This window comes from Endozoicomonas sp., from assembly GCF_031844845.1.
Lineage (GTDB): Bacteria > Pseudomonadota > Gammaproteobacteria > Pseudomonadales > Endozoicomonadaceae > Endozoicomonas.
On the sequence record NZ_JAVRMB020000289.1, the window covers coordinates 1 to 18196 of the forward strand.

The following is an 18196-nucleotide window of genomic DNA, read 5'->3' on the forward strand; positions in this document are numbered from 1 at the left end:
CAATAAGCAAAAAAATAGTTATTACCAATAACCCGACATTCAAAAATATTATGAAATCAATCAACGATTTGTTTTTATGAATGCTATTCTTTGTTCCAGTTAATTTCTTCCCGATTTCGGTATGTCAACAAATTAACGACACTCGCAATCTATTACTGTCGTTTTTCAAGCGGTTTTAACAGGTTTTAACAGGTTTTAACAAACAGTTTAAGTAGTGTTACCTATTCATACCTAAAATGGGTTTGTCTAACATCGTTATCCAAATAAAGACATTTAATCCATTTCTGGGGATGAACAGGAGGTAGTTATGAGCAAATATATTTACACAACCATTTACGAAGAATTCACAGGCCTTAAGCCACCCGAACCGAAAGATCACAAGCCTCGCAGACGCAGAGGTTACGGTCACCCGTACCGCATGCGCTTAAACATGCAGGAAAATGCCACTCAGGGTAGCGAGCTTCTTTCGTCTTCACAGGAGCCTGAAAGAGACGTCTTTGAACAAGCGCAGGTTTCTGTCTTCCAGCCAACCGTGAAAAAGCAATCTGTTCGCAGATTTACATCAGGAAACCAGGGTTATCGTAGCACTGGCAACAACAGCACCATGAGCTGCCACATACCCATGCCTGAAGAACGCCATAGCAGTTCTGAGCCAAAAGTGACCTACAAAAAGCGTCGCCAGTATGGACCATCCGGTTTTAGCCTTGGCTCCATAGGCCGAGATGGAAACGACAACTCCGATTACTGATTACATCTTTCTGCATTTTAATCTGATTATTTCTTTATACTGACACCACCCGACGCTCACTCGTCACACTCCCGGGATAATGATTGCACCAATACCTGTATAACAGGTATTGGTGCAATGTTGTTTGTTATAAACAAGAGTCAAAGCGTTCTTTCTTGCAAGTAACTGTCGTAGTCCGGAATCTGTCGATTATGAGACTGACCCAGTAAGTCTGAAGAGAAAATGTAGTCTGCAGAACTTTGATTGCAGGCCACAGGAATATTCCATACCGCAGCAATTCTGAGCAATGCCTTAACATCCGGGTCATGGGGCATTGGCTCAAATGGATCCCAGAAAAACACCAGCAAATCGAGTTTGCATTCGGAAATCAATGCACCCATCTGCTGATCTCCGCCCAGTGGACCACTGATAAATTTAGTAATCGGCATGGAGAGTTCTTTTTCAAGAAGGCTCCCGGTTGTTCCTGTCGCAAAAATATCATGCCCCAGCAGCTTTTCCCTGTGACGCAGGCTCCACTGCAACAGCTCTGGCTTCTTATTATCATGAGCAACCAGCGCAATGCTTTTTTTAGAGGAAACGTTATATGCTTTATAAATCATTAAATACCTCTCTATTTTTTCGTTAAAAAAATATAAAAAATGAAGCTGCCATATTCTCATCGTATAAAAAAAAATGCGATGATTTCTTGTTGAAATCATCGCACTATTCTTTTCATTAATATTTTTCGCCAGAAAAATATCAGGACAAATATTTAATCATTACGCCTGCAGCCACTGCAGAGCCAATTACCCCTGCTACGTTGGGACCCATGGCATGCATCAGCAGAAAGTTCTGTGGATTCGCTTCAAGACCTAACTTATTGGATACCCTGGCTGCCATCGGTACCGCCGACACACCAGCAGAACCTATCAGCGGGTTCACCTGAGTAGACGACAATCGATTCATAAGCTTTGCCATTAAAATGCCACAGGCGGTACCGATACAGAAAGCAACAATACCCAGCGTAAGAATCCCCAAAGTCTCCAGCTGAAGGAATTTTTCAGCACTCAACTTAGAGCCAACGGATAGTCCGAGAAAAATCGTCGTGATGTTAATCAGCGCATTTTGAGCCGTATCCGACAGGCGCTCAACCACACCACACTCTTTCATCAAATTACCAAAGCAGAACATACCCAACAGAGGAGCAGCATCAGGCAACAACAGAGCCACCAGCATCAACAGCACAATCGGGAAAACAATTTTTTCCGTCTTGCTCACTGGCCGAAGCTGTGTCATCACAATCTTACGTTCTTCTGCCGTGGTCAGTGCTCTCATAATAGGCGGCTGGATCAGGGGAACCAGCGCCATATAAGAGTAAGCAGCCACTGCGATAGCACCCAGAAGATGGGGAGCCAGTACACTGGAAACATAAATAGCCGTTGGACCATCAGCCCCACCAATGATGCCAATAGCAGCCGCATCCGCCAGACTGAAATCCATGATGCCTGTGGAACTGAGCAAAAGCGCCCCAAGTATGGTGGCAAAAATCCCAAACTGCGCCGCTGCCCCAAGGAACAGCGTTTTAGGGTTAGCCAGCAGTGGACCAAAGTCGGTCATCGCCCCAACGCCCATGAAAATCACCAGAGGAGCGACACCACTACCGATGGCAACACTGTAAAACTGATAAAGGATACCGTTCGAATATCCTGCATCCGCAACAATATTGGCAACCAGCGTGCGCGTTGCAGCATTGGCTTCACTATACAGACTATAGAGTTGATCAGGCGCGGCAGACACGCTGCCCAGTGCTTCTGCAATCGACTGCATCATCACTGGGTTAGCAACATGAAGCGCCTGCTCAATAGCTGAAAATGCCAGACCGGCCTCGGGAATATTCGCCAGAATCCCACCAAAGCCAATAGGCACCAGCAACAACGGTTCAAATTTTTTCCGGATGGCCAGATACAGAAGACCAAAGCCAACCAGAATCATGATCAACTGACCACCGGTAAGGTTATATAGTCCCGAGCCTTCCCAGAGCGTTAAAAGCTTATCCATGGCTGTTCCTTCTTCATAGAAGCTTGAAGCTGATTGTTCTTTGCTTCCAGCTTCAAGCCTCCAGCTTCTTCTGTTTATTAAGCCAGGGAAAGCAGGGTATCACCCACCGCTACACTGTCGCCTTCACGCACATCCACCGACGTCACTTGTCCAGAGCGTGGCGAACGAACTTCCGTTTCCATCTTCATGGCTTCGAGAATAAGAACAACGTCGCCTTCCTGTATATTCTGACCAGGCGTCACATTCACTTTCCAGATATTACCGGCAAGTGGTGCAGGCATCGGCTCACCGAAAGCTGCTGGAGCACTGGCTGGCTGAGCCCCAGGCAATGAAGCCGGAACCACCTGGGTAACATCACCACCTTCAGAGACTTCAACGGTATAAGGATTACCGTTAACCCTGACGGTATAAACAGCATGGTCAGAAGAAGATGCAGCCTGAGCAGTAGCTGGAGCAGGTTTAACCTCAGGTTCTGTACCTGGTGCAGGTTCAAAAGCATCAGGATTGCCGCGGTTTTGCAGGAACTTGAGACCAATCTGGGGGAACAGTGCATAAATGAGCACATCGTCAACGGCTTGCTCTGCCAGCTTGAGTCCCTTCTCTTTTGCAATGCCTTCAAGCTCAGTGGTCAGCTTGTGGAACTCAGCTTGCAGAAGGTCAGCTGGACGACAGGTGATCGCTTCCTTACCATCCAGCACTTTATCCTGCAGACTCTTATTAAATGGCGCCGGTGCAGCACCATATTCGCCTTTCAAAATCCCCTGAGTCTCTTTGGTGATGGTTTTGTAACGCTCGCCGGTCAGAACGTTCAGTACTGCCTGGGTACCGACAATCTGAGATGTGGGCGTTACCAGCGCAATCATCCCGAGGTCTTCACGAACCCTGGGAATCTCCAGAAGCACTTCATCAAACTTGTCACTGGCACCCTGCTCTTTCAGCTGGCTCTCCATATTGGTGAGCATACCGCCGGGAACCTGGGCAATAAGAATTCTTGAATCAACGCCACGAAGCTGACCTTCAAATTTCGCGTATTTTTTGCGTACAACCCGGAAGTAAGCAGCCACTTCTTCCAGTTTGTTCAGATCCAGACCGGTATCCCTCTCCGTACCCTGCAGGGCGGCAACGATAGCCTCTGTCGGGGAGTGGCCATAGGTCATGGACATGGAAGAGATCGCCGTATCCACACGGTCAATACCCGCTTCCACCGCCTTAAGCAGAGACATGGAAGAGAGACCGGATGTCGCATGACAGTGCAACTGAACTTCAAGATCGGTCTCTTTCTTCAGTCGGGACACCAACTCATAAACGTCAGTCGGGGTAATAATGCCTGACATATCCTTGATACACAGGGAGTCGGCCCCCAGGTCTTCAATCTCTTTGGCCAGAGATATCCAGTTATCCATGGAATGCACAGAACTGGTCGTATAAGAGAGTGTGCCCTGGGCATGAGCCCCCTGTTTTTTCACGGCCTTCATGGCCTGCATCAGGTTACGGGGATCATTCATGGCGTCAAACACCCTGAACACATCCATACCATTAGCTACAGCACGTTCTACAAACTTATCAACGACATCGTCTGCATAATGGCGATAGCCCAGCAGGTTCTGCCCCCTCAACAACATCTGCTGCCGGGTCTTTGGCATGGCTTTTTTAAGTTCACGCAGCCTTTCCCAGGGATCTTCTCCAAGAAAACGAATGCAGGCATCAAAGGTCGCCCCACCCCAGGTTTCCAGAGACCAGTAGCCGATCTGATCTAACTGTTCAGCGATCGGCAACATATCTTCAATGCGAAGGCGGGTAGCAAATAGTGACTGATGGGCATCCCTCAACACCACATCGGTAATACCCAGCGGCTTTTTTTGAGCTAAAGGCTTTTGGGCTAAAGGTTTCTTTACTTCAGACATAACCCTTGTCTATCCCCCGATTAACAGTGATTAGCGGTTTTTATTTACGATTTTTTGTTCTATGCAGGCGAATCGCTGCGCTAATGGCAGCCACCAGTTCAGTTTGATCTGTGGATGAAACGGGTGAATGGGGCCTGATTGCTGCCCGATTTGAACCCGAAACACCCGATGGTGAGGGTTCTGGAAAAAAACGAGTGATGATTTTCGACATCAGGCTGGTGACCAGCACCAGTAACGAAAGAAACAGAAATACAAAGCCCATGCCGAACAGCATCAGGCTTGAGCCTTCCGTGATAAGGTCTGATGGCGTCATCAAGTAAGTCCTTTGCTTATATAAGCTTGAATGTCCGGTTAATCTCCGCAGGAAGATTTGCCTTACCGAAACCATTCTTGATTATTATTTCCATGACCGCTTTTCTTCACTCATGACTGTTTTATGCCTTCCTCTGGCCGCGTCAGTATTTTACTGAACACTGAGTAATAAGCAATCAGTCATCCAGACACACCTCCCTTTATAAAGGCCAGAGAGATGAAACCAGGAACCTCAAGTCTGCGGACAGCGCTGCACATACCGGAAGATTGCCTGACTCCGAAAAAAATACACCGACTCAAATCAATGAAAGCTCACAACCACCACGTCGGCAGTGATAAAAACTACGCTGCCCTGGCCAGATCCAAGTAGATCGTTTCCAGAATAACTTCAGATTCTTTGCAAGAACGGATTCGCTCAAACAGGCTTTGCGCTTCCGGATAAGCCTTGCGCAGATAGTTCAGCCATTGCTTGAGACGGGCAGGATGGTACTGCCACTTGCCATTTTTGCGATCCCGGTCACTTAATTGCAGGATCAACTGTAGAACCGAATACCAGCTCATCGGACCAGTGGACTCACGAATCATAGTGGTGATATTTGGCGTTACCAGCGATGAACGCCCCAGCATCAGGTCAGAACAGCCTGACGCGTCCATGCAGCGCCGGGCATCCTCATGATTCCAGATTTCACCATTGGCAATCACCGGGATATTAATATTTTCACGAATTTTTCCTATGTATTCCCAATGGGCCGGCGGACGGTAGCCTTCCGTTTTGGTACGGGCATGGACAGCCAGCTCAGAGGCTCCCGCCTGCTCGATGGCCCGGGAGTTTTCCAGAAAGAGTAACTTGTCTTCGTAACCCAGACGGATTTTGGCCGTTACCGGCCATTGCGCAGGCACCGCATCACGCACAGCCTTAACAATACGGTAAAGCTCCTCCGGATCGCGTAACAAGATGGCCCCACCCCGGCTCTTATTAACCCCTTTAGCCGGACAACCAAAATTAATGTCGATGCCCGGAGACCCTAATTCGACAGCCCGAACCGCATTTAATGCCATATATTCAGGGCTACTGCCGAGCAACTGCAAACGAACAGGTGTACCACTTGCGGTTTTTGCCCCCTGCAATAACTCTGGGCAGATGCGATAAAACACCCGGTTCGGCAACAGCGTATTCGTTACCCGGACAAACTCGGTAACACAGAGATCAAACGTATTAATGCCGGTGAGCAGATCACGCATATCGTGATCCATAACGCCTTCCATCGGCGCCAGTATCAACCGCATGGCATGCCTCATAAATAATAAAGAGGCGGATTTTACCGTCAGTACGTCGCCTGATGAAATAGGGAGCACTCCCTTATTTGCCGTTGTCCGTTGTCCGTTGTCCGTTGTCCGCAAAAGCGGATGCGTAGCGGGCCCAGCTTTTTCGGACTACGGACTACGCTCATAAGTTATCTTTAAACAAACCCCGGGAAAAACCCCTAACCACTTTACCCAATCGCCGGCACTCACTATGCTTGCAGCTTTTCAGCCTTGAAACAGAATCTTGAAACAGAAAACTGTGTCCGATTATTACTCACCCCCTCAAGACAAGAGCCAACTCAACACCACTGCCATCCAGAGGGAAAGAGGTTCAGCTCAGATTATTTCTTCTTCAGGCTTACCTGCAACAACCAAACCCTGGTTGACTCCGGCCATCCACAGAAATCCGGAAAAGAATGCCATTGTCATCGGTGGTGGTCTGGCAGGCTGCAGTACAGCCCGATCCCTGGCCAAACGGGGCTGGCAGGTGACTATTCTGGAGCAACACGACAGTCTGGCCAGTGAGGCATCCGGAAACCCTCAAGGTGTGCTCTACGCCAAACTCTCTGCAGACAATACGCTACTGAGTCAGTTTATCCTTAAGGGTTACCGTTATACCCTGGATCTGCTTAAAGCACTGGAAGTGCAAGAGCGGGAGCCCTCTCTATGGCCCTCTCTATGGCCCTCTCTATGGAAAGAATGCGGAGTCATTCAGCTAGCCATCAATGAGAAAACAAATCAGCGATACCAGGCTCTGGATAAACAGCATCCTGACACACTGTTACAATATCTGGATAAACAACAGTTATCTGAAATAGCAGGCCTCAGCGTCAACCTCCCGGGGCTCTTCTTCCCGGAGGCCGGCTGGGTACACCCACCAGCCTTCTGTCGTGCACTGGCAGATCATCCGAATATAAAGATTGTTACCAACACCGTCGTTGATCAGCTTGAACCGGATAAACACGGCTGGATTGTTAAAGCCAGAGGAGATGAGTTCAAGTGCAAAACCATTGTCATCGCCCAGGGTACTGCAAGCCATCGGTTGTCATTTCTGGATTATCTGCCCCTTAAAGCCATTCGAGGCCAAATTACTCAGGCACAGTCAACTCCAAAAAGCCAGCAACTCACCAGCTGCGTCTGTGGTGAAGGTTACATTGCACCCGCTGCCGATGGTTCTCACACCATGGGCGCAACCTTCAGTTTTCAAGATTCCGGTAGAGAAGTTCGTGAAGCAGACCACAAGGCTAACCTGTCCATGCAGGCGGAACATTTTCCTGCCATGTATCAGGCACTGGGAGGTGATATGGCAAAAGTCACTGGTGGCAGAACCGGCTTCCGGTGTACTACACCGGATTACCTGCCCGTGGTCGGCCCCATTGTAAACACCCGCCGCTTTCTGGAAATTTATGCGCCATTGCGCAAAAACAGCAAACAGCTGATTACTGAAACACCTGACTATCAGGATGGGCTTTATGTGACGGCAGGGCATGGCTCCAGGGGGATGATCTCCTGCCCGATTGCCGGAGAAATGCTGGCAGCCATGATTACCGGGGAGTTTGATAATGCATCCGGCATATCAATGCCCACAAAACTTATGGATGCAGTACACCCTTCCCGCTTTCTGATCCGTGATCTGATCCGGAACAAAGTCTAGAAGGCTAAGTAGATATCACAGAAAGACAGGTAACAATACTAAAGGAAGAATCAGCGTCGGCTGACTATCTTATTAATCGTGAATCAGGTGACATTCTTGCCTGCTCACGAAGCTCCTGTTTCAATCCATTCAGCAAACTGCGTCCGGGCAACTTAGTCTTTCTCCTAGTTGCCTTTTTTTTGTGGTTAAACAGCCATGGGCGTAAAAAGCAGAGAGTTCACCCCAGGCAGACACCTGTTCCTTTCAGGCCACAGTAACCTCCGGGATTTTTGGCTAAATACTGCTGGTGGTACTCTTCGGCATAATAGAAAGGCTGGGCATCACAGACTTCCGTGGTAATTTCAGGGTAGCCCTGCTGCTTTAGAGACGTTGAGAAATCATCTCTTGAACTTTTTACCAGTTCGGCCTGTTCATGGGTGGTTGTATAAATGGCCGAACGATATTGGGTACCCACATCGTTGCCCTGCTGCATACCCTGGGTTGGGTCATGAGACTCCCAGAACACTTTTAACAACTCGTGTGTAGACACTTTTTCAGGATCATAAACCACCAGCACCATTTCCGTATGCCCGGTTTCCCCTGAACACACTTCTTGATAGGTTGGATTACGCCCCCCCCCCCAGCGTAACCAACTGCCGTTGTATAAACACCAGACAATTGCCAGAACAATCGCTCTGCTCCCCAGAAACAGCCAAGGCCAAAATAGATTGTCTGCAAATGATCCGGAAAAGGCGGTTTCAATGGATGACCATTAACGAAGTGCTGACCTGAAACCGGCATAACCTCCGAGCAGCCTGGCAAGGCCTTATCCGCAAATGGAAGCTGCTGCTTATCGAGGTCTTTTTGAAAGAATGTCATAATAATGTCCTCCCTGACATTGATCATAACAAAACACAGGTTTTAACAGGAGACTTCGTTTTTTAATATTTATGCAGTTATATCTCTATCTGGCTCTCCCGTCGCTGCCACTGAATCCTTCGCTGATTTGCCAGAGCTGACTTTACAATCATCTCCAATAATATCCGTACCTTCTAATGGCCTCAGCTGCTCCACAAGAGCCTTATCACTATATCTATATTTGAGGGCCGTGTTATATGCGGTATTTCCCTCATTATCCTTCAATGACTTGTCAGCACCTGATTTCAAGAGGAGTGGTATGATGTTTTTCGAATGTCTCTCAACGGCCAAGTGTAATGAGGTTTTTCCGAGTTTATTTTGCATATTTACCTCTTGCTTTTCAGTACCTCTCTGGGCCAGGAGGGGGATTGCTATTTCAAGCGATTTTTTATCAGTGGCCACATGTAATGCAGTATTGCCTTGTTCATTTTTCAATGACTTATCAGCACCGAATTCCAGGAGAGCCTGTACTGCTTTTTCCGATTTTTTACCAGCGGCCAGATGTAATGCAGTATTGCCGTCTTTATCTTTCAGTGAATGGTCAGCTCTTGATTCCAGGAGGAATCGTACTACATCAGTGGAGCCTGCCTCAGCAGCAAGATGCAATGGGGTTTGCTTCATATATTTAAGCGTTGGATCGAGCATGGCATCCAATTTTACGAACACTCCTGCCATCTCAATATTGTTGAATAAAGCAACTTGATGCAGCGGTGTATAACCACCACCGTTACCAGAATTGATAAAACTCTGACAGCTTTTATCCAATCCAAACAGTGTATTCCATATAGTTTCACCACCATGTCTGGCAATAAAGTGGATCAGCCTGTTACCATTTTTATCCGTAACATCTTTGCCCTCAATAACCCCATCCTTAATAGACACGGAAGAGCGGACTAATTTAGTCAGCAAAAACTTCGCAGAATCCTCATCCTTTGATTTAAGATACGAGCTAAATTCTCCAAGCATGTTAACCGCTTCCTCCTGCTTGATTGAGAGATGACTACTCGCTTTCTCCTGCGAGATTTCGCGAATAATAGCCGCGGTCATTCTCTCAGCCAGCGTTTTTTCTACGACCGCACCAGCCTTACCTTCGTAAACTGCTGAAGGATCCTCTGACTTTAATAAGCTGCCGGAATTCGAGGATTCCTTACTCACGGGCCCTCCCCGAAACGCCCCAACCCCCTCACCACTGTCGTCAGTTTTACCTGTATTCTGCCGCCCGAAGGCATGACCGGTGCCAGTGCTCGTCATTACTGCTTGTGGATCAGACATTTCAAACAACTCCTCTTGCTGATTATCTGAACAACTTGTTCCCGTATATTGACTACATCCCTGACAGTTTGTTCAAAAAAAATGTACCTTTACAGAGCGACCGGTGACACACCACTACAGAGATTCAATCAGTGATATACTCCATCCACTAAACCGGCATCAGCAAACCGATTCCAGCAGGTGGTTTTGTTGCTGTATTCTGGCTCAATGGTTCGGTAGCAAATCTCGGTATGTACGCAGCCTGACTGGCTTGCAGCGCAAAAGATTGAAGGTGGTATCTAAGCTGTCGACCGGAAATATTCGTGGAGAAAACAGAGAGTTTAACAGGTGACACTCCCCGCCTTATTATACCTAAAGGGCATAAAGGCGGAGCTTACGACGATTTTGATGAATTCCGGTTTTATTGCGCTCCCAACGTTAACAGTGCCGGATCAAGGCGCTTATCAAACCAGTTATAGCGCCAGTCAAGGTGAGCCCCGGTTACCCGGCCAGTAGCACCGACTTCACCAATAACCTGCCCTCGTTTAATAAAGGCTCCATCCTTTACCGATACCTTACTAAGATGAAGAAAACTGGAAAAAATACCATGCCCATGATCAATGATAATTGTGCCGCCGGAGTAATAGAGGTTTGAGTCCGACAACCTGACAATCCCATCAGCGGTTGCTGATATTACCGTTCCAGTAGGTACCGCAATATCAAGACCATAGTGAGGACGCCCCGGTTTTCCGTTATAGACTCTCTGACTGCCATACACCCCGCTAATTCTCCCCTTTACCGGCCAGCCAAAACCATTAAAGAGATCAACTTGTTCCGTATCAGGAACTCTTGCCTCACGCACCCTCTGCGCTTCTTTTCGGATACGGGACAAAACCCGCTCATCCGGTGTGACATACTTTTTAGCAATACCGGTCAGCCGCTGAATATTGTATTCCCTGGGCTTCAGCTTAAGATAAATAGTTTTTAGTTCACCACTGACGTACTGTTCTGCATAGGATTGTTTAAGCGCGGCATCACGGCCAAAACCGAGAACAAAGCGGCCATCTTCTGCCACTCTCACTTCCTGATTGTTGTAAACAATTTTACTGTCTGGTAAAGCTATGCCTACGAAGATCCCCCCTGGCGTAAGCCGGCTCTGCAAGCCCTGACCACTGGCCATCAGCGACCATATCAGAAAAATAAATCCTGTAACGAAGCGCATTAAACCTCCTCCCGTTTTAATCAGCCCTTGCAATATACTATCGGCATTTTGACTTATACCAAAGCAGTGGCGTAGGCTGAAGAGGCCACTCATTTTTAAAAAAAGTCAGGAACAGGATGTCATTATGGATTTATTAATATTGGGTACGGCCCTTGTTATGCCCGTCACTTATGGATTTGGAATTCTTTTATTACTGATTACCGGTAAAACTCCAGAGTCAATGAACGTCAATAGATGAATAGTTTTTTGAGGATTCTTTCTGAAAAGCCGCTGCCGGGTGACTTTTTTCCTGAAAGTCCTGATCAAGCTGATCAGCAAAGTTTTTTACCCGCTTCCAGTCAGTAAATTCAGTATTCTGGGTTATATCGACAGGTCCACCAGTCAGTTTCATAATCAACCGGATCATTTGCTTGTCTACCCAGCGATACTGGGTATAGAGCAATGCACCGGCAAACACTTCTACCCGATCCGGAGTCCATGGAATCTGTTTCAGGAATTTCTGCAGATAGCGATTATTATGAGGATCCCGTCGTTCAGGTTTTCTGGCAGTCAGGTTAACGGAAAAGAAATAGCTGGGAAGACTGGACAGTTGATCACTGTATTGCTTAATAAACAGAGAACACTCGCGATGGTGCTTGCCGTAACGGATAGAGCCGCCAACAATGACACCATCAAAGAGTTCCAGAGAGAAATTATCTTTCAGGTCAGTAATGGAAATGACAAAAGTATCATGGCCTGCCTGAGTCAAACAGTAGGCGATTCTTTCCATAATTTTGCGGGTCTGACCTTCACACCCCATGTACAACAAAGCGAAACGGGACATAGCTAAACAAGTAGATCTCAGTAGAAAATAGTTATTGGGCAGATAATAACCAACTTATAAATCTGTATTGTTAACTCAGGTCAATAAAGCAGTGGATAGCCACAACCACCTGAGGATGCCCTCAACGCAAAAAATGCCATCTGACCGATACGAACAGATGACATTCCTTCCAGAACATTGCAGTACAGGATTATTCGGAGTATGGCCATCCATCATAATCAATGTGCTGAGTCTGCCAGCGAGCGGAACCTTTTTCAGTCCCCTGACCAATCAGGTGTTCTGCCACAATAAAGGAAAAATCAAAAACGACACCCAGCCCTTTGCCACTGATGAACTGCCCATCCACAACGACCTTCTGGTCGACGTGTACACCATCATCAAAATTCTTATAAAGATTTGGGCCGGAAACGTACTGGTGCTTGCCAAAGAGGCCATTGGCAGCAACGACCTTGGCGCCTGAAGAACAGAGTGGGCAGATGTATTTGCCCTCTTTAATATGGCGCTTCAGGAAATCAATAACCATTTTATCGCTGGTCAGGTTAGCCGTTCCCTCTGGGCCACCAGGCATCATGACTGCATCATAGCTCTCTTCAAACTTTTCGCTCAGGGTGAAATCAGCAGTGATGTTAACTTTGAAGTAACTACTGAGCTTTACCTCATCCTTGCAGGCAAGAACATCCACATTGATATCCAGACGACGCATGATATCAATAAAGACGACGGCTTCAGCCTCTTCGAAACCATCTGCCAGCAAAACAGCCACTCGTTTGCTCATCGCTATATCTTTGATCATAAATCTTCTCTTCTGCCCTATATGAAAGAAAACGTAACAATTCAATAGGTGGTCGAGAGTATCACAAGGTTATGAAAGCGATAAGCGAAAAACAAAGAAAGGGCGTTGAGAAGACGTATTGATAGACATAAAACAATATGGAGACACTGAGGAACGAAGCTTTTGAATCAGAAAAGTGATCGTTTTCATACTGTGGAGTGTTGTCACAAAAGGTCTTAAACGCCGATTTATACCACTGCCATCTTTCCGCGAAGGAGGGGTCGTGGGTCAGGTCTTTCTTTTTGTATATCCACCGCCGTTAAAATAGAAACATAAAAACAACTTCTGAAGTAACGGTTACTAACCAAAATGAAAGGCCTGTCCTCAGTCTTCAGATGGAGTCAATAAACGACATAAATTATACAAAATGAACGACTTGACCCTGCTTTTTTTCGCTAGTTTAATACTTCATCCCTGGCTTTCTCAAAACAACCCAATGCCTTTTCCCAAATAGCCGGTAACTCATCTTCCCTGCAAAGTTCCACCAGATAAGGAAGCAAAGCACCGGCAAACGCTTCACTGGACTCTTTTGGCAGCAGACTTGGCAAGTGATCAATGGCCTGTACAAATACCGGGTATTCATCAGAGCCACTGGCTTGCACAAAAGGTCTGGTCATACAGGTGATAGTGTCGTAAACCGGCAGTGGGTTATTGGCACTGTTTGGGTCGCAACTCACATCGCTGATAATTCGAAGTTTGTTATTTTGACTCAACCGTTGTTGATCAATCATTGGCGGTATGTCACCGGTCAGATAGACACAGTTGATAAACACATCATGATCCAGAATGGACAGAACAGGCTTCTCAGCAGCATCGTATTCGGCCATATCCCAAAGTGTTGGCTTCCGGATACCGACAGCAGCCAGTAAATCACTGGCTCCGGTGCCACAACGCCCAAGAGCACCCATAACCATGACACGGGTATTGGCGATATCACTGCCTAGCTGACGTTTAATTTCGCGGATGAAGTCGTCTTTGTCCACAAACGGCTTAATCTCAGGAAATTCCACCAGAGTCTGTTTTTTATAATGCGCCTGCCCCAGAAGAGCCAGACCAGCACCAACAAAACCAGCCCAATAACCAAATGCAGCAATACGATGGTTATTGCTATCGGTCAAAAACTCAAGGTCAAAAATACAACCCTGGCCTGCATTAAAACGAGTCAGAATCTGTTTGGCTTCATCCTGTCCCTTATAAGCATGGGCAAAATAAATATGCTGGTGAGAGACTGCCTCATCCGACAATGGCAGCTCTTTCAGGCCAAGGATCAACGTGTTCTGTGGCATGCTTTCCCAGGTTGCGGTCGTCACTTCTGCACCCACTTCCTGAAATAGCGTATCAGCGAAGACTCGGGTAGCAGATGCTTCCACATAAACGTTAACGCCAGCATCAATCAGCCTCTTTGCACTCGCTGGCGTTAAAGGTGAGCGACGCTCACCCGCCTTGCGTTCATCACGAAGATAAACCGTTTTCATACACTGTTTTTTCCTGTGTAGACTTGGAATACATAAAATAGAAAGCGCCCAGAAGTACTGCCATCACAAACACTGACAGGTTAGATCCGGTAATGGATGCCATGATAAAGCCAATAAAGGAGAACGAGGCTGTTACCAGAGCGTAAGGCATTTGTGTTTCAACATGGCTGATATGACTGACGCCTGAAGACATAGACGACAATACAGTAGTATCAGAAATAGGTGAGCAGTGATCACCAAATAAACCACCGCTCAATGCGGCCGCAAAGCAAAGAATTATACTGGCATCCATATGATAGGCAATCGGTGCAACGATGGGGATCAACAGGGCAAAAGTTCCCCAGGAAGATCCGGTAGCAATCGACAGGAATGCACCAATAATAAAGATAGTGCTGGCCAGTAACCAGATGGGGAAATTGCCAGCGTTCAACAGTTCAGCAACCACCGCGCCGGTGTCCAGCACTTTCAGAATATCGCTCAGGGTCCAGGCCAGAATCAGAATACACAGGATAGTAATAATTTTACCCATACCCTGGAAAAAGCTTTCCGCAGATTTACTGAAACTGCGAATTTTGAAATAGCTCAGCATCACGATAGTCAGGAAGGACGCCATAGAGTACGACACCGCCAGAGACGTTCTGATTTCAGAACCCACCAGCCTGGCTTCATCAGAGCCTGCGGCCCCCCGGGTAAAATAAAAGAATAAAGCGGCCATGCACAAAAACAGAGAACCCAAAGCGATACCGATGGTTTTCGCGCCATAACGGCTGGCGGCCTGATCATTGATATCAGGGTTGGTTACCACGGCCGTTTTGGGTATTTCTGTCGTCAGATACTCACTCTTACCCGCTTCACAGCGACGTTGAGCCTGCTTCATTTTGCCCAGATTGACACCAAATACGATAATGAAAAACAGGCCAATCAGTGTCAGCAGCGGATAGAACTGATACAACCAGACTTCTTTAAACAATGTCAGGCCATCTTCCTGCAGGCCCACACTGGTATACGCTTTTTCCATCAGCCCCATGGAGTAGACACCCCAGCTGATCACAGGAATAAGCACACAGACCGGAGACGAGGTGGAGTCAATAATCAAGGCCAGTTTTTCGCGACAGATTTTCATCTTGTCATAAATAGGGCGATAGATCGGACCAAGGATCAGAGAGTTGCCGGAATCCGTGAAGAAAATAGCCAGACCGGACAACCAGGTTCCCAGCGTCAGTTTCAGGGGAGTCGACACAAACCGGGTAATCGAACTGGAAAAAGCGCCCATGGTCTTTGAAGATTCCAGCAGATAGACAAAACCTGAAATAATCGTGATGACAATAACAATCTGGGCATTGCTGCCTTGCAGCTGGTTAAAGATGCCATCTTTAAAGACGGCAATAACAGCTTGAAGCGGGTTAAAATCATTGGCAATGAATGAACCCAGTAAAATCGCAGTGAACAATGAAAGAATAACGCGGCGGGTGGTGAAAGCGAGAATCAGCGCCACTAATGATGGCAAAAGCGGAAGTATATAATCCATTGGAATCCTTCATTGTGTGAATGCGGCTATTTTATGAGCAATCCGCCTTTCTCTCTATACGTACCCCCCCCAAACCTGACATAGACCAATTAACGTAACCAAAAACGAAACCGGGGTCATATATCAAGATCATCACATAAGGCCATTTCCTCCATCTTGGAAAAAGCGGCTTCTCTGGCCATGGGTACTACATTTCATGGGAACCTTTACCTTATGCCATCCTTGGCAGTCGCACAGAGTCACAATATTTTTGAATCAGAAAACATATAGTTCCCACGCAGAGTGTGGGAACCTGTTGACGATATCAGCCTTTATAAAGCTTGGGGTTCAGCACATCCCTGAGCCAGTCACCCAGAAGATTCAGAACTAATACCAGCAGCACCAGCACAACCCCCGGAATAACTGTGATCCACCAGCTGCCAGAGAAAATATATTCAAAGCCATTGGAGATCAGCGCCCCCAGCGAAGGCTGAGATACCGGCATTCCCAAACCCAGAAAAGAGAGCGCAGCCTCACTGATAATGGCGTTGGCAATCTGTACTGTTGAAATAACCAGAATAGGCGACAGCGAGTTAGGAAGGATATGCCGGAACATAATTCTTCCGGAACCAAACCCCATAACACGGGCAGCCTCTACATACTCTTTCTGCTTTTCCGCCAGTACCGAGGCTCTTACCGTACGAGCGTATTGGGGCCATTCAGCAATACCAATCACCAGTATCAGCATCAACATGGCCAGCTTGCTGTAGAGTTCTGAACCAAAGGATGCCTGGAATACCGCCAGGACGATAATGGCCACCATCATGGTAGAGAACGATAGCTGAATATCGGCTACCCTCATCAGGAAGCTGTCCAGGCGACCACCAAAATAACCGGCCACCAAACCCAGAGAAATACCCACAAAGGCTTGCAACATTACGGCAAAAATCCCAATGGCCAGCGAGATCCTCATACCGTATAAGATAGTACTGAACAGATCACGCCCCTGATCATCCGTCCCTAACAGGAAACGCTCATCACCCTCTTCAGCCCAGGACGGAGGAATTTCCGAGTCCATAATATCAATACTGGCGAGGTCATAAGGGTTAGTGGGTGCCAGCACAGGCGCCAGCAACGCGGCTCCAACAAACAGTGCAAAGATAAGCGCACAAACCATGGCGACCCGGTCACGGGTAAAGCTGTACCAGAACGCTGAATTCCGGAAGCGTTCCAACCGGGACCTTTCTTTCGCCGCAGGCGCTTCCACTTCAATCGCCTCTTGACCCATTGGCGCAGCGGTTGTCAATTCACTCATTGGGCGCTCCTCGCCAGTCTTACCGTTGGGTTAATCAGACCGTATAAAAGGTCTACCAGCGTGTTTACCACCACAAAGATCGCACCAACAACAATCAAATAAGCGACAATCAAAGGGGTATCTACCCGGTTAACCGCCTCAAGGAAGAGAAAACCCATTCCCGGCCATTGAAAGACCGTTTCCGTAAGAATGGTATAAGCAACCATTGTCCCAATCTGTACTCCACCCACCGTAATTACCGGTAGCATGGTATTTTTCAGCCCATGGAGAAAATAGATACGGACTTTTTTCAGGCCCTTTGCTTTGGCAAATTTCACATACTCGGTATGCAACACTTCCGACATCTCGGAACGAATCAGTCGAATAAACAACGGCAGCATAATACTGGCCAAAGAAAAAGCGGGAAGAATTAAATGCAACAAACCATCTTTAGTGAAAAGACCACTTTCCCATCCGCCAAATACCTGGACTACTTCACCCCGGCCGTAAGAAGGTAGCCAGCCCAGTTCAATGGCGAAGAGATAAATACTGAAAATCGCCGTGAGAAAGACAGGGACTGATATTCCAAGGATACTGATCCCCAGAATAAGTTTGGTAACCCAGCTGTCGGGTCGGATCGCACAGTAAACCCCGGCCGGTACAGACACCACAATGATGATCAAAGCCGCAGCAAACACCAACTCCAGAGTGGCTGACATTTTGGCAAAAATAACGTCAAGCGCAGGTTCTTTGAAAAAATAAGAGTCGCCCAGATCACCCTGTAACGCCTTACCCATAAATCGTGTGTATTGAGTGAGAAAAGGGTCGTTCAACCCCATTTCATCCCGCAGCTTTTCCCGCTCGGCTTCAGAGACCGATTGCCCTACCATCTCCCGAAGCGGGTCCCCCAAATTATCCTGTATGGAAAAACTGAT

General features: G+C 47.3%; 15 protein-coding genes and 1 pseudogene. 2 read left to right on the top strand and 14 right to left on the bottom strand.

Going from position 1 to position 18196, the window contains the following annotated elements; all coding sequences use genetic code 11:
• Nucleotides 1–307 precede the first annotated feature (307 nt).
• Nucleotides 308–748 carry a hypothetical protein gene (locus RM811_RS15575; RefSeq protein ID WP_402526058.1) on the top strand — a complete coding sequence of 147 codons (441 nt, stop codon included), beginning with the start codon at nucleotides 308–310 and terminating at the stop codon, nucleotides 746–748.
• Between the two features lie 140 nt (nucleotides 749–888).
• Here RM811_RS15575 and RM811_RS15580 read toward each other — a convergent pair whose 3' ends face one another.
• The 5 genes from RM811_RS15580 to RM811_RS15600 all read right to left on the bottom strand — a co-directional run bounded on the left by RM811_RS15580 (nucleotide 889) and on the right by RM811_RS15600 (nucleotide 6357).
• Nucleotides 889–1347: a methylglyoxal synthase gene (locus RM811_RS15580; protein ID WP_402526060.1), complete on the bottom strand. Its 459-nt coding sequence runs from the start codon at nucleotides 1345–1347 to the stop codon at nucleotides 889–891.
• Nucleotides 1348–1486: 139 nt separating this feature from the next.
• The gene (locus RM811_RS15585) at nucleotides 1487–2785 is read right to left on the bottom strand and encodes a sodium ion-translocating decarboxylase subunit beta (RefSeq protein WP_402526062.1); all 1299 of its coding nucleotides are present in this window, start codon (nucleotides 2783–2785) and stop codon (nucleotides 1487–1489) included.
• Between the two features lie 77 nt (nucleotides 2786–2862).
• Entirely contained in the window at nucleotides 2863–4689 is a 1827-nt protein-coding gene (gene oadA / locus RM811_RS15590; RefSeq protein WP_402526064.1) for a sodium-extruding oxaloacetate decarboxylase subunit alpha, read from the bottom strand.
• A 40-nt stretch (nucleotides 4690–4729) separates the two neighbouring features.
• On the bottom strand, nucleotides 4730–5002 hold the full coding sequence (locus RM811_RS15595; protein ID WP_402526066.1) for an OadG family protein: 273 nt from the start codon (nucleotides 5000–5002) through the stop codon (nucleotides 4730–4732).
• Nucleotides 5003–5343: 341 nt separating this feature from the next.
• Complete coding sequence (locus tag RM811_RS15600; RefSeq protein WP_402526068.1) at nucleotides 5344–6357, bottom strand: tRNA-dihydrouridine synthase; 1014 nt, start codon at nucleotides 6355–6357, stop codon at nucleotides 5344–5346.
• A gap of 193 nt (nucleotides 6358–6550) precedes the next feature.
• Between RM811_RS15600 and mnmC the strand changes: the two genes are divergently transcribed.
• The gene (gene mnmC / locus RM811_RS15605; RefSeq protein ID WP_402526071.1) at nucleotides 6551–7960 is read left to right on the top strand and encodes an FAD-dependent 5-carboxymethylaminomethyl-2-thiouridine(34) oxidoreductase MnmC; all 1410 of its coding nucleotides are present in this window, start codon (nucleotides 6551–6553) and stop codon (nucleotides 7958–7960) included.
• Nucleotides 7961–8177: 217 nt separating this feature from the next.
• Here mnmC and msrA read toward each other — a convergent pair.
• From msrA to RM811_RS15650, 9 genes and pseudogenes are all read right to left on the bottom strand, one after another.
• Nucleotides 8178–8818, bottom strand: a pseudogene (gene msrA / locus RM811_RS15610) (peptide-methionine (S)-S-oxide reductase MsrA).
• 69 nt (nucleotides 8819–8887) lie between these two features.
• Complete coding sequence (locus RM811_RS15615) at nucleotides 8888–10129, bottom strand: ankyrin repeat domain-containing protein (RefSeq protein WP_402526074.1); 1242 nt, start codon at nucleotides 10127–10129, stop codon at nucleotides 8888–8890.
• A 400-nt stretch (nucleotides 10130–10529) separates the two neighbouring features.
• A complete protein-coding gene (locus tag RM811_RS15620; protein WP_402526076.1) occupies nucleotides 10530–11330 on the bottom strand; it encodes a M23 family metallopeptidase in 801 nt (266 codons plus the stop codon).
• A gap of 217 nt (nucleotides 11331–11547) precedes the next feature.
• Nucleotides 11548–12153 (bottom strand): menaquinone-dependent protoporphyrinogen IX dehydrogenase, encoded by a 606-nt coding sequence (hemG, locus tag RM811_RS15625; RefSeq protein WP_402526079.1) that lies wholly within the window; start codon nucleotides 12151–12153, stop codon nucleotides 11548–11550.
• A 190-nt stretch (nucleotides 12154–12343) separates the two neighbouring features.
• Nucleotides 12344–12946, bottom strand: a complete 603-nt coding sequence (locus tag RM811_RS15630; protein ID WP_402526082.1) for a DJ-1/PfpI family protein — start codon at nucleotides 12944–12946, stop codon at nucleotides 12344–12346.
• 434 nt (nucleotides 12947–13380) lie between these two features.
• The gene (locus RM811_RS15635) at nucleotides 13381–14460 is read right to left on the bottom strand and encodes a saccharopine dehydrogenase (RefSeq protein ID WP_402526085.1); all 1080 of its coding nucleotides are present in this window, start codon (nucleotides 14458–14460) and stop codon (nucleotides 13381–13383) included.
• Nucleotides 14438–15988: a Na+/H+ antiporter NhaC family protein gene (locus RM811_RS15640; RefSeq protein WP_402526087.1), complete on the bottom strand. Its 1551-nt coding sequence runs from the start codon at nucleotides 15986–15988 to the stop codon at nucleotides 14438–14440. Before RM811_RS15640 ends, RM811_RS15635 begins: the two co-directional genes overlap by 23 nt.
• Nucleotides 15989–16292: 304 nt before the next feature.
• On the bottom strand, nucleotides 16293–17255 hold the full coding sequence (locus tag RM811_RS15645) for an ABC transporter permease (protein WP_402526092.1): 963 nt from the start codon (nucleotides 17253–17255) through the stop codon (nucleotides 16293–16295).
• 23 nt (nucleotides 17256–17278) lie between these two features.
• Nucleotides 17279–18196: ABC transporter permease (locus tag RM811_RS15650; protein ID WP_402526089.1), on the bottom strand; the 918-nt coding region annotated here is incomplete at its 5' end.